The 11,714-nt window shown below is 63.4% G+C and carries 13 protein-coding genes; 2 read left to right on the plus strand and 11 right to left on the minus strand.

The annotated features are described in order from the left end of the window. Window positions 1-21 precede the first annotated feature (21 nt). From ABY403_RS07590 to ABY403_RS07630, 9 genes are all read right to left on the minus strand, one after another. Window positions 22-717, minus strand: a complete 696-nt coding sequence (locus ABY403_RS07590) for a M48 family metallopeptidase (RefSeq protein ID WP_372840175.1) — start codon at window positions 715-717, stop codon at window positions 22-24. 30 nt (window positions 718-747) lie between these two features. Beyond that, window positions 748-1,335 (minus strand): DedA family protein, encoded by a 588-nt coding sequence (locus tag ABY403_RS07595; protein ID WP_372840164.1) that lies wholly within the window; start codon window positions 1,333-1,335, stop codon window positions 748-750. Beyond that, window positions 1,332-1,664 (minus strand): hypothetical protein, encoded by a 333-nt coding sequence (locus tag ABY403_RS07600; protein WP_372840165.1) that lies wholly within the window; start codon window positions 1,662-1,664, stop codon window positions 1,332-1,334. Before ABY403_RS07600 ends, ABY403_RS07595 begins: the two co-directional genes overlap by 4 nt. Further along, entirely contained in the window at window positions 1,661-2,842 is a 1,182-nt protein-coding gene (locus ABY403_RS07605; RefSeq protein ID WP_372840166.1) for a VWA domain-containing protein, read from the minus strand. The genes ABY403_RS07600 and ABY403_RS07605 overlap by 4 nt, the downstream gene beginning before the upstream one ends. Window positions 2,843-2,853: 11 nt before the next feature. Continuing rightward, window positions 2,854-3,018, minus strand: coding sequence for an apolipoprotein acyltransferase (locus tag ABY403_RS07610; protein WP_372840167.1), 165 nt, complete (start codon window positions 3,016-3,018; stop codon window positions 2,854-2,856). 19 nt (window positions 3,019-3,037) lie between these two features. Continuing rightward, window positions 3,038-4,420, minus strand: a complete 1,383-nt coding sequence (locus tag ABY403_RS07615) for a DUF2927 domain-containing protein (RefSeq protein ID WP_372840168.1) — start codon at window positions 4,418-4,420, stop codon at window positions 3,038-3,040. A gap of 194 nt (window positions 4,421-4,614) precedes the next feature. Then, on the minus strand, window positions 4,615-5,571 hold the full coding sequence (locus ABY403_RS07620; protein ID WP_372840169.1) for a methyltetrahydrofolate cobalamin methyltransferase: 957 nt from the start codon (window positions 5,569-5,571) through the stop codon (window positions 4,615-4,617). Next, complete coding sequence (locus ABY403_RS07625) at window positions 5,568-6,464, minus strand: methylenetetrahydrofolate reductase (RefSeq protein ID WP_372840170.1); 897 nt, start codon at window positions 6,462-6,464, stop codon at window positions 5,568-5,570. The genes ABY403_RS07620 and ABY403_RS07625 overlap by 4 nt, the downstream gene beginning before the upstream one ends. A gap of 13 nt (window positions 6,465-6,477) precedes the next feature. Next, entirely contained in the window at window positions 6,478-6,786 is a 309-nt protein-coding gene (locus tag ABY403_RS07630; protein WP_372840176.1) for a virulence factor, read from the minus strand. A gap of 415 nt (window positions 6,787-7,201) precedes the next feature. Here ABY403_RS07630 and ABY403_RS07635 point away from each other — a divergent pair, with 415 nt between their 5' ends. Continuing rightward, window positions 7,202-7,570 (plus strand): hypothetical protein, encoded by a 369-nt coding sequence (locus tag ABY403_RS07635; protein WP_372840171.1) that lies wholly within the window; start codon window positions 7,202-7,204, stop codon window positions 7,568-7,570. Then, window positions 7,563-8,639: a tellurite resistance/C4-dicarboxylate transporter family protein gene (locus ABY403_RS07640; RefSeq protein ID WP_372840172.1), complete on the plus strand. Its 1,077-nt coding sequence runs from the start codon at window positions 7,563-7,565 to the stop codon at window positions 8,637-8,639. Before ABY403_RS07635 ends, ABY403_RS07640 begins: the two co-directional genes overlap by 8 nt. Window positions 8,640-8,742: 103 nt before the next feature. Here ABY403_RS07640 and ABY403_RS07645 read toward each other — a convergent pair whose 3' ends face one another. Together ABY403_RS07645 and ABY403_RS07650 are read right to left on the minus strand one after the other, a co-directional pair. Next, window positions 8,743-10,056, minus strand: a complete 1,314-nt coding sequence (locus ABY403_RS07645; protein WP_372840173.1) for an HlyD family type I secretion periplasmic adaptor subunit — start codon at window positions 10,054-10,056, stop codon at window positions 8,743-8,745. Then, window positions 10,053-11,714 (minus strand): type I secretion system permease/ATPase (locus ABY403_RS07650; protein ID WP_372840174.1); only part of this gene is annotated, 1,662 nt, incomplete at its 5' end. The genes ABY403_RS07645 and ABY403_RS07650, both read right to left, overlap by 4 nt.

The following is an 11,714-nucleotide window of genomic DNA, read 5'->3' on the forward strand; positions in this document are numbered from 1 at the left end:
GCCACGCAGTTAGCGCGGTGATCAGTCGCGGGGCTCGCGGTGCCACCGCGCCTCTAGCGCCTCGATTGCCGCGATGCGGTCAGGCGATTTCGGGTGTGAAAGTATCCATGCCGGGGCGCTGGCACCGGGCGTGCCGGTCAGCCGATCCAGCCGCGTGAACAGCGCCTTTTGCGGCGCGGTGCCGATACCTGCCTTGACCAACAGCGCCGATGCCCATGCGTCGGCCTCATACTCGTCCTGCCGCGAGAGGCGCGCGGCAAGCGCCGATGCGACTAGGTTGGCAATCCAGACACCGATGCCGGGAAGAAAGCGGCCAAGCACCGTGGCCAGCACCATGCGCAGCGCATTTTGCCCGGTGAAGTCGATCATCCGGCGGCGCGAATGGCCAAGTGCCACGTGGCCCAGCTCATGCGCGACCACTGCCCCCAGTTCTTCGGGCGTAACCTGCCCGCGGTCGAGCGCGTTCATGAAGCCACGGGTCAGAAACACGCGGCCATCGGGTGCGGCAAGCCCGTTGATCGGATCGATCTCATAGACATGCACCGGAATCCGCGGCACCCCGACTGCTTTTGCAAGCCGCCCCAGCACGGGTGCAAGCCGCGCATCGCGTAACGGGCGCGAGCGGCTATCGAGCTCGCGCGCCAGTTTCCACGCCGAAAAGCGCCACATGGCAAAGCCGTAGACGACCAGCGCAAGCAGGGGCAAAAGTTTGAACATCATTTGAATATGGTGCTCAATCGAGCCAGATCAATTGCTCCGCCTGCGTGCCGCGCCCCGCAGCCACCAGCCAAAGATCAAAAGCGCGGCAAGCGCGGCCAATAACCCAAGCGTTGATGAGGCAAGCTCGGTCGCTGCGGAAAGGTTGGCGCTGAAGACATATCCGAGGCCGACATACAGCCCGACCCAGAACACGTCGCCCGTAACGCTCGCCAAGGTAAAGCGAAGATGTGAAAACCGCAGCGCGCCGGCGGCAAGGTTGATCGACGGCGCAAGCGGCGCGAAAAGCCATCGGCTGAAGAAAACGGTTAGGATTCCGTTGCGCCGAAGCCGCGCCCGCGCCCGCGCCAACATTCGGCGCCGCTTGCCTTTGAAGGGCGGAAAGAAGTGTCCGGCCTTGCGACCGATGAAATAGATCACCTGATCGCCAAGCACAGCACCCGCCCATGTCGCCACTGCCACCTGCACCCCGTCAAGATCGCCAGCCGCCACAAGCGCGCCGCCGGTTATCGCCAGAAGCGACGCAGGAACCGGAACCATGAGGCAGGCAAGAAAGGCCGTCGCGGCCAGAAGCCACGGCCCCCAAGCGGGCAGCATTGCCAGCAGGGTATCGGTCATGGTTGCTCCAGCAAGGGCAGAAGCGGCGCAATCAGCACCTCAAGCGGCACGCCACGCTCGGCGGCGATTTCGTTCAGCGTCTTGCGCCGCGGTCCGGTCAAATCAAGCCCAAGCGCATCGGCCACCACCTCGGGCGGCAGATGCCGCGTTCGCGCCACCATGCCCGGTGTCATCCAGCCCCTGATCGGGGCAAGCCGATGCGCGGGGTCGGCGAAGTAAATGGTAAAGACCAGCATCCGCACGGCAAAGAACGCCACCGCAAGTGCTGCGATGACAAAGCCGATCAGCGCGATACGGTTGTTGCGCCAGAGCCGTTGCAAGGTTTTCATCCCAGCACTTTCATCGCCCGTGTGATGCCTTCAAGCGTCAAAGGCTGCATCCGCCCCTCGAAAGCCTGCGCGATCATGCCGATGCTGGGGGTGTGTTGCCAGTGTTTTTCGGGCACCGGGTTCAACCAGACATTGGCGGCCCATTGCGCGCGCGCTCGCGCCAGCCACGTAGCGCCGCTTTCGGGGTTCCAATGTTCATTTGCACCCCCGGGGTGGCTGACCTCATAGGGGCTCATCGAGGCATCGCCCACAAAGATGCATTTGTAATCGGGGCCATAGCGGTTCAACACTTCCCATGTTGGGGTCTGTTCGTCCCATCGGCGGCGCGCGCTGCGCCAGACCTGTTCGTAAAGGCAGTTGTGAAAATAGAAAGGCTCAAGATGCTTGAACTCGGCCCGCGCCGCCGAGAACAGCTCTTCCACCTGCCGCACATGCGCATCCATCGAACCGCCGTGATCGAGAAACAGCACGACCTTGACCGCATTGTGCCGCTCGGGCCGGGTCTTGACGTCGATGTAGCCCGCTTCGGCAGAGGCGCGGATGGTGGCGGGCAGATCAAGCTCTTCGTCGGCCCCGTGGCGCGCCCAGTTGCGCAGCCGCTTCAGCGCCACCTTGATGTTGCGGGTGCCAAGTTCGATCCGGTCGTCGAACTCGCGAAACTCGCGCCGGTCCCATACCTTCACCGCGCGGCCGTGCCGACTTTCGGCCTGACCGATGCGCACGCCCTCTGGGTTGTAGCCATAGGCCCCAAACGGGCTGGTGCCTGCCGTGCCAATCCATTTCGAGCCGCCTTGGTGGCGCTCTTTTTGCTCGGCCAATCGCTCGCGCAGGGTTTGCATCAGTTTTTCGAACCCGCCAAGGGCGGCGATTTCGGCGCGTTCTTCCGGGGTCAGATGCCGCTCGGCCAGTTTTTTCAACCAATCGCCGGGCAGCGCCAGCGCCTCGAGCACGGCCTCTGCGGGTATTGCCTGCAAACCCTTGAAAGCCTCGGCAAAGGCGCGGTCGAAACGGTCGATGTGGCGTTCGTCCTTCACCATCGAGGTGCGCGCAAGATAATAGAAGGCCTCGATGTCATAAGTAGCAAGACCTGCCGCCAAGCCCTCAAGAAAGCTGAGAAACTCGCGCAGGCTGACCGGCACACCGGCGCGCCGCAGGGCAAGGAAGAAGGGCAGGAACATCGCCCCGCGCCTCAGGCAAGCCGCTGGATGGCGACCGTCAGGAACAGGCCCAGAATGGCGAACAAGATGGCGTAGACGGCTGCGTATTGGGCGCGGTCAAAGCGGTTGCCGGCACGCCGTACTGCCTTACGGTAGCCCAATAGCGCGCCGAAAGCTGCGGCGATAATGACGATCATGGGGCCTCCGGGCCTCGGGTCAATTGTGCCGCGTGCCTGTGGCCAGCGCGGCGACCTCGGCAGCGCGGCGGTCTGCCGCGGCCTGGCTGCCAAAGCCATAGCCCGCCCAGCGCGCCGAGTCGAGCCGCGCCGCAGCGGCAGCGGCCGTATTGCCAAGGGCGGCATAGGCCTCGGCGCGGATCAGGTGCAGCGTGGCGACCAGTGCCGGGTTTTCAGCGGCGATCGCGGCATTCAGCGCGCTATCTGCCAAAAGCAGAGCTTCGCCCGGTTGTTGCGACGAAAGCGCCAGTGCGGCAAGTTGCATACGCACATGTGCCTGATGAATCGCAGCGCCCGGCAGTGCCCGATAGATCGCATCGGCTTGCAAAAGCGCCCGGCGCGCGCGGGCGGGATCGGTACTGGCGCTTAGCCTGCCAAGCGCGAACCACGCAAACCCCGCGCGCGCATCGTGCCAGCCTTCGCCAGTTGCGATTTCGACAGCGCTTTGCGCTGCGATCAGACGGCGTGTCGGCGCGGCGCTGCTGCTAAGCGCGGCATCTAGCGCGGCCTGAAAAGCGCGCGGTGTGGGGGTGGCCGGGGCAGGGGTGGCAATGCTGCCACCCGCCGGGTTGATCCGCGCCAGTGCTGCGGGCAGCGCCGCGGCCACTTCGGCCTCGCTCATGCCATTGCGCAGTTCTGGTGCGTAGGTCAGGCGCAGCATCAACAGATCGCGCGGGCTAAGAACCGCCACGAAGTTATCGTCGTTGAAGACCGAGTCGGTCAGCCGGTAAAGATCGTTCAGCGGGCCCAGCGCCTGTGCGATTTCCTCGTGCAGGCAATCGCGCATTTCCTGAGGCGCGACATCCGAGGGCAGGAACACCGCAACTTGGCTCCGCCCGGCAAGCATGGCCCAATCGGTGGCCGTGCTGCCACGCGCGGCGCGATAGGCTTGCCAGCTTGATACGCCGGGCACCACGAAACAGGCGGCATTGGGCACAAGCGCCTGCATTTCGCGGCGCGGCAGAAACTCTACCACGATGGCGGCGGGGCCGGGGCCTTGCTGGCGGATGTCGATGCCGGCTCCGCTGCGCAGCATTGCCAGCAAGCCCGCAATTTCTTGGCCCGCGTTGGGTGGCACGGCACCTGCGAGCGTTAAAGTGATCGGTTCCTGAAAGCGTGTGAATCGGGGCAGGGTGCGACCGCTTTCAAGCTGAAAAGTCAGTTCCAGAAAATCGCGCGCAAGTTCGGTGTTGCCGGGCAACCGGGCCGAAGGTGCGAGGGTCGCGCCGACGTCGAAACTGGCAAGGCCGGGCGGTGCTTGCAGGTCTGCATTGGCGCGCGCGGCAGGGCCACCCGCGGGGGCGGCCATGCAACCCGTCAGCGCGAGTGCCGCAAAAAGCGGAAAGAAACGGTAGAACTGCATCAATCCCCAAGGCGCTTGTCTTGCCAACAGCTTAAGGCGCAAGGGTGCTGCCACCTAGCCAAACCTTGGGAAACAGTCTGGTTCACGTGTTGGCGCGAAGATGTAGATGTTAGTGGGGCTGCGGGCACAGCCTATCGTGCCCGCGCCGTTTGATCTGCGCTGTCGTTGCCCCGGGGGGTACTCGAATCAGCGGGTCAGCCGCGCCCGCGCCTGCGCCCGCCGCGCGCCCCGCCTGCGGCTTGCACCGCGGCACTGGCCTCGGCAAAGCTTGCGCCTTCCTTCACCGCTTCCAGCACGCGCGCGAAGCGGATCCATTCAAAGCCGTTCGCATCGTGGTCCATCAGCATGTTGGCGGCACGGATTGCCTCCATCTCGACCGAGCGCACCGGGTTCATGATCGCGCTTGTCATGCCGGCACCAATCGCCATCGGCAAAAACGCCGCGTTCACGCCGTGCCGATTGGGCAGACCGAACGAAATGTTCGACGCACCGCAGGTGGTGTTTACGCCAAGCTCGCGCAACCTGCGTACCAGCTCGAACACCTGCCGCCCGGCACTGGCCAGCGCCCCAATCGGCATCACCAGCGGATCGACCACGATGTCATGCGCAGGAATGCCGAAATCGGCTGCACGCTCGACGATCTTCTTGGCCACGGCAAAGCGCACTTCGGGGTCCATCGAAATGCCGCTGTCGTCATTTGAAATGGCAACGACCGGCACATTGTATTTCTTGACCAGCGGCAGCACGCGCTCCAGCCGCTCTTCCTCGCCAGTGACCGAGTTGAGCAGGGGCCGCCCTTCGGCGGCTGCGAGCCCCGCTTCAAGTGCTGCGGGCACCGAGCTGTCGATGCACAGCGGCACATCGACAAGGCCCTGCACCAGTTGCAGCATCGCCACCATCAGCGGCGGTTCGGTTTCGTTCGGGTTGGGGTTGGAGTTGTAGACCACCCCCGCATTCACATCGAGCACCATTGCCCCGCAGGCGACCTGCTCTAGCGCGTCCATCTCGACCGTGGCGTAATTTCCCGCCTCCAGCTCGGCGGCAAGTTTCTTGCGTCCCGTGGGGTTGATGCGTTCGCCGATCACGCAAAACGGCTCGTCAAAGCCGATCACGACGGTTTTTGATTTGGATTCCAGTACGGTGCGGGTCATGCGGTCTCGCCTTTATTATGCTCGGCCACCCAAGTGGCAGTCGCCTTGATGCCTCCTAGCGGAAAGAAATGCACCGATTCAATGCCGAAAGATGGATTTGCAGTCTTATGCGCTGCCAAAGCGCGCAGCAGATCGCCCGGCCCAAAGGGCATAAGCAGTTTGGTCACGTCACGCGCGCGCCGTTGCAGCACCCGCAAACTGGGGCCTACGCCGCAAGCGATGGCGTATTTGACCAGCGTCTGCAGCTTGGCCGGGCCCGCAACGCCGATATGCACAGGCAGCTGGATGCCGAGTCTTGCAAGTTTATCGACCCATGCGATGACCGGTTCAGCTTCAAAGCAAAACTGCGTGACGATCGCCATTTTCGCATCGGAACGCGCGGCCCAGTCCTGCTTCAGGCGCAGCGCCTCCATCGCGATGCGGTCGCCGCCATCCGCATCGATATCGCGGTTGCCTTCGGGATGGCCTGCGATGTGCAGGCGTGTGAATCCGTCAAAAGCGCCGCTTTCCATCATTTGCAAGGCGCTGGTGTAATCGCCCGCCGGGGTGTTGACGCCGCCGCCCAGCAACAGCGCCTGTTCGATCCCGGCCTCGCCTTTGTAGCGGTTGATCCAATCCAGCAGGACCGCCTTGGAGGCGATCAGCCGCGCGGGAAAATGTGGCATCGGTTCGAACCCTTCGCGGCGCAGGCGCGCGGCGCAGGCCACCATGTCGTCAATCGGAGTGCCGTCGATATGGGCGATGTAGACGCGGGTTCCGGCTGGCAGCAGGGCGCGGAAATCCTCGATACCCGCGGCGGTGCGCGGCATCACCTCGATCGAGACGCCATCGAGAAACGTTGCAAGCGCGTTTGGCGCAGGCGGCGTGTCGCGGCGAAGGTTCATAAGCGCCATCAAGGCCTCCGGTTCAGGGGCGAGGGGAATCCCAGCCGTCATTTGCAATCAGTGCGGCAAGTCGCGCACTGTCGTATTCGGAAAGGATGCGCGCGCGTGTGGCCTCGGCGGCCTCGGCGTCGGGCTCTGCATGGGTGACCGGGGCGGCCTTGCGCCATTCGGCCATATAGGCATCAGCATCGCGCGCGCCGATCTTCATCGCGCAGCGGTCGATGGCCTGCTCGAACCGTTCGGGCAACGGCAGCTTGACCGCGCCGCGGCCCCGCCCGGCAATCACCTGCGCGGGGATGTCGCGCCAGAAAACGAGTGTCACTTCGGCCATGCTGATTCCTTTCAATGCCACACTTACGATGGTCACTAACGCCCCCGATGACGGATTTCGACATATTGCGAGGGCTGAGCGACGCCATTCGCAGAACACTAGCATGCCGCCGCCACCACCGACACGCCGATGGTCGCCATGATTGCGTGCCCCAGGCTTTGGCGGGCATCACGCGGCCAAGGTGCACCCTATGCGGCCTCAAAATCCAGTCAGACCGGCAAGTTGGCGCGGCAAGGGGCTCTGCCCCCCGCGCAGAGGCAGGTCGATTTGCAGGCGGTGCAATTAAGGCGCTGAAAATTAAAATAAATACAAAGGTGCATCTGATTAGGTGCGCGGGTGCGCCCGCCGATGATCGTTAAAGTATTTCCTTTCTTTTAGCGCCCCCCGGGATAACACTTGTCGCGGGGAGATAGCCATGCACGCGACGGTGCCGCAAAAGCACACGATGTTACTTGCGTTCTTTGCGCCAGAGTTGCGCGCGTGGCGCGGCCAGATGCCTTTGCCCGTAGTTTTCTGGGGCTACGGTGTTGGAACAAGCATCGTGCTCGCCATCCTTCATGCAACGGCGCTGGACGCGGGGCAGTTGCTTTTTCAGCAAGCCCTGATCCTGATATCGGCGGCCTATACGATCTGGATTCTGGTCGCGATCTGGCGCTGTGCCGCAAAGGCCCGTGCGCTTTGGGGTGTTCTTGCCAGATGGTTGACCGTCACTTGGGGGCTGAACACGGCCTTTGTGCTTTTGTTCCTGCAAATCGAACTTTTGGCGCGATATGTCCGTGGGTAGCGCCCCTGCCGACACGCCGCAGACCACGCGCACCGGGTTGAGAGCGCGCCTGACGGGCGGCGCGGCATCGCTGTTTCCGGGGTATTTCGCGCTGGTGATGGCGACTGGCGTGGTCTCGATCGCTTGCCATTTCATGGGGCTTCGCCCGGTTGCGCTGGCGCTGATCGGCATCAATTGGGTCGCATGGCCCGTGCTTTGGTTCCTGACCATCCTGCGCGCTGTGCGGTTTCGAGGAGAGTTGCTGCGCGATATTTCGGACCATCAGCGCGCGCCGGGGTTTTTCACCATCGTCGCGGGTACCTGCGTTCTGGGCACACAGAACGTGGTGGTGATCGGCGCGACAACGGTGGGGATCGCGCTTTGGTGGTTTGGGCTGATCTTGTGGTTCGTGATCATGTACACCTTTTTCACCGCCGTAACCGTGCGGGCGCGCAAGCCGACGCTGGCGCGAGGAATCAACGGGGCTTGGCTGATCGCTGCGGTGTCCACGCAGGCGGTGGTGGTGTTGCGCGGTGTGATCGATGTGGCCGCACCGCCCCCCGAGGCGATCCAGTTTCAGGTGATCGCAATGTTTTTAATTGGTTGTATGCTTTATCTCGCGATCATTCCGCTGATCTTTTACCGCCTGACCTTCGTGCCGATGCAGCGCGAAGATTTCAGCCCGCCTTATTGGATCAACATGGGTGCTGTGGCGATTACGGCGCTGGCGGGTTCGATCCTGCTGTTGCGAGGCGAGACTTGGCCGCTGCTGGTGCCGCTGCTGCCGTTTCTGCGGGGCTTCACCTTTTTCTTCTGGGCGGTGGCGAGTTGGTGGATACCGTTCCTCTTTCTTCTAATGCTCTGGCGCTATGTCTGGATGCGCGACCGCTTTACCTATGAACCGGCGATCTGGGGCATGGTATTCCCCTTGGCGATGTACACGACCAGCACCTATCAATTCGACCGCGCAATGGGGTACGGCTTTCTTGACCCGATCCCGAGGGTGCTGGTGTTCGTTGCACTGACCGCGTGGCTTTTGGGTATGGTCGGGCTTATGCGGCGCGTTTATCGGGCCGTCAGGGGCACATGAACGCGCAGATGCGCGTTTTGCGACGCGATTGCGCGGCGTTTCTAGCATGTCGTGCCTGCGGCTGATGCTGTCTGGCCGGGGCTTTCGGGCACCGCTCTGCCTGTCAGTCTTCCCTGAACGCCTTGGCGAAGTATTCGGTGAAGGGTTGGACAAGATAGGCGAGGGGGCTGCGTTCTTCGGTGCCGATGAACGCTTCGACCGGCATCCCCGGGATCAGCGCAAGATCACCCAGTTTGCCGATCTCGCCGGGTTCGAGGGTGATCTGGGCGCGGTAATAGGTGGCCTGGGTTTGCTGATCGGTGATCGCATCCGCGCCAATCACCGCGACCCGGCCAACCAGTTTTGGTGTGGTGCGGGCCGAGAAGGATGGAAACACCAGCGATGCTTGCTGCCCGATGCGCACCTGATCGATATTGATCGGTGAAACCTGCACGGTGATGACCAGCGGGCGGTCTTGCGGGATCAGGTAAAGCACCGGGTCGGCGGCGCGCAGCACGGCGCGCGGGGTTGTGACCTGTAGCCCAAGTACAATGCCCGAAACAGGTGCCAGAACGTCGAGCCGCGCGATCTGTTCGATCAGGGCGTTGCGGCGCTCGGCAAACTCCATCTCGCGAAAGCCGATGTCGCGCAATTGGCTGCCTGCTTCCTCGCGGCGCGCAGCGGCAAGCCGCAGTTCTTCGATTTGCAGCTCGGTTATGCGGCCCTCGGCCTCGGCGCGCGATGCGATCAGCCCTGCGGCCTCGCCTTGCAGGCTTGCTGCCTCGCGCTGCAACGCCATCACGCGACTTGCTTGCGCGAGCCCCTTGTCGAGCAGCTCTTGCTGGCTGACACGTTCCTGCTCGATCAGATCGAGCTGGCGTTGCAATGCCGCGATTTGCGCGTCTATCCCGCTGATCTGACTGCTGATTTGGCCGCGTTGTTCGCCCAGCCGTTCAGACTGTTGCGCCAAGGTTTCGCGCCGCGCCTCGAACAATTGCTGTTGGCCCTGCATCAACTCGTTGATTTCGGGCTGCGCGGCGGCTGCCGCCACAAGTGCTGCATCAAAGCTGACATCGCTTGCGTCAACGCTTTCGGCCTGCAACCGGGCGCGGCGGGCGAGCATTTCGTAAAGCTGCCCTTCGACAATCGCCAATTCCGAACGCAGCGCCGCACCGTCTAGGCGCAGCAAAAGATCACCCGCAGCGACCGAGGAGCCTTCGTCCACAAAGACCGCCTCTACAACACCGCCGTCGGGATGCTGCACGATCTGGCGGTTCTGTTCGACCTCGATCCGCCCGCTTACCACCACCGCGCCCGCGATCCGTGCCAGAACGCTCCAACTGCCAAAGCCGCCGACCAGCACCAGCAGCACCAGCAGGCCGACCAGAATGTAGCGGCGTGGCGAAAACTGATCTGGCTTTGGCGCGGGGGCAGTCATGTCACACCTCCGGGGCCCGGAAAGGCTTTGATCTCAGCCTGATTGCGCACCATCGCGCGCAGCACCTGATCGCGGGGGCCGAAGGCGCGGGTTACGCCATTGTCGAGCACCAGAAGCAAGTCGCACTCTTGTATCGCCGAAGGCCTGTGCGCCATGATGAGAACCGCACCACCTGCCGCCTTCATGGTCTTGATTGCGGCGTTGAGTGCGAGTGATCCGTCATTGTCGAGGTTTGCGTTCGGCTCATCCAGCACCAGCAGAACCGGGTCGCCATAAAGCGCGCGCGCAAGGCCGATGCGCTGGATCTGGCCGCCCGAAAGCCGCCCCCCAAGTGCAGAAATACGCGTGTCGTAGCCATCTGGCAGGGCAAGGATCATCTCATGCGCGGCCGCCTTTATTGCGGCGCCCACCACCATCTCGTCGTTCGGCTTTTGCGCGAGGCGTGCGATATTCTCGGCCACGGTGCCGTCGAACAGCGTTACGCGCTGTGGCAGATAGCCGATATAGCTGCCCAGCACGTCGGGCGCGTAGTGATCGAGCGTCGCGCCATTAAGGCGCACCTTGCCGCCTGCCGCGGGCCAAGCCCCGATCAGCGCGCGCGCCAGTGTCGATTTGCCAGACCCCGAGGGGCCGATCACCCCGATCGCCTGCCCGGGTTCAAGCTTGAAACTGACGCCCCGCAGCACCGCGCGGGTTTCCCCCGGCGGCGCGACGGTCAGGCCCTGCACGTCAAGCGCGGCGCGTGGCCGTGGCAATGCTGTAGGTTCCACCGCTTCGCGCTGCGAGGTCAGCAGGGCGGCAAGCCGCGCGCGCCCTTCTGATGCGCGCTGCACGAGCGCCCATTGCCCTACCGCAAGTTCGACCGGCTGCAACGCGCGCCCAAGCAGAATCGAGCCTGCAATCATCGCGCCAGCACTCAACTCGCCACGCAGCACGAGCCACGCGCCAAGGCCAAGCATGGCGGATTGCAAGAACTGGCGGAAGGTGCGCGACAGCACCAGAAAACCGCCCATCCGGTCAGAGGCCGCGACCGATTGCGCAAGCGCCTGCAAGCGCGCCAGTTGCCAGCGTGCAAAGCCTGCCCCGGCCATGCCCAAAGCCTGCACCGTTTCCGACTCTGCCTTCAGGTTTTCGGCAAATCTTTCAGCCTGCACCGAGGCGCGGTTGGCCTGTTCCAACGGCTCTTTTGAAAGCCACTGGTTCAGCATCGTGACCCCGATCAGCACCACGCCCCCCGCAACCGCAAGCCAGCCGAGCAAGGGGTGGAACAGGAAAATCGCCCCAAGAAACAGCGGCACCCATGGCATGTCGAACAGCGCCAGCAGCACCGGCGATGCCAAAAGCCGCTGCATCGCTTCCAGATCGCGCTGCCCCGCCGCCGCTGCCACGTCGCCCTGATAGAGCGAGAGCCTTCGCACCGAGGCCTGAAACACGCGCATATCAAGCGCGTTTTGGAACCGCGCCCCGACCCGGGCCATGACCCGGCCTCGCACATGGTCAAGCAACCCCATGCAAAGAAACAGGAAAGCCACCAGTGCGGTCAGCGCAACCAAGGTCGCTTCAGACCGGCTACCCAGCACGCGGTCATAGACTTGCAGCATGTAAAGCGGCCCGGTCAGCAGCAGCAGGTTTACAAAAACACCGAACAGCAAAACCGC

It is taken from the genome of Phaeovulum sp., from assembly GCF_041596715.1.
Lineage (GTDB): Bacteria > Pseudomonadota > Alphaproteobacteria > Rhodobacterales > Rhodobacteraceae > UBA6213.

What these genes read in the sequence shown, in the direction of transcription:
- ABY403_RS07590 (WP_372840175.1), bottom strand. Translation starts at nt 717, where the DNA reads ATGTTCAAACTTTTGCCCCTGCTTGCGCTGGTCGTCTACGGCTTTGCC.
- ABY403_RS07595 (WP_372840164.1), bottom strand. Translation starts at nt 1,335, where the DNA reads ATGACCGATACCCTGCTGGCAATGCTGCCCGCTTGGGGGCCGTGGCTT.
- ABY403_RS07600 (WP_372840165.1), bottom strand. Translation starts at nt 1,664, where the DNA reads ATGAAAACCTTGCAACGGCTCTGGCGCAACAACCGTATCGCGCTGATC.
- ABY403_RS07605 (WP_372840166.1), bottom strand. Translation starts at nt 2,842, where the DNA reads ATGTTCCTGCCCTTCTTCCTTGCCCTGCGGCGCGCCGGTGTGCCGGTC.
- ABY403_RS07610 (WP_372840167.1), bottom strand. Translation starts at nt 3,018, where the DNA reads ATGATCGTCATTATCGCCGCAGCTTTCGGCGCGCTATTGGGCTACCGT.
- ABY403_RS07615 (WP_372840168.1), bottom strand. Translation starts at nt 4,420, where the DNA reads ATGCAGTTCTACCGTTTCTTTCCGCTTTTTGCGGCACTCGCGCTGACG.
- ABY403_RS07620 (WP_372840169.1), bottom strand. Translation starts at nt 5,571, where the DNA reads ATGACCCGCACCGTACTGGAATCCAAATCAAAAACCGTCGTGATCGGC.
- ABY403_RS07625 (WP_372840170.1), bottom strand. Translation starts at nt 6,464, where the DNA reads ATGGCGCTTATGAACCTTCGCCGCGACACGCCGCCTGCGCCAAACGCG.
- ABY403_RS07630 (WP_372840176.1), bottom strand. Translation starts at nt 6,786, where the DNA reads ATGGCCGAAGTGACACTCGTTTTCTGGCGCGACATCCCCGCGCAGGTG.
- ABY403_RS07635 (WP_372840171.1), top strand. Translation starts at nt 7,202, where the DNA reads ATGCACGCGACGGTGCCGCAAAAGCACACGATGTTACTTGCGTTCTTT.
- ABY403_RS07645 (WP_372840173.1), bottom strand. Translation starts at nt 10,056, where the DNA reads ATGACTGCCCCCGCGCCAAAGCCAGATCAGTTTTCGCCACGCCGCTAC.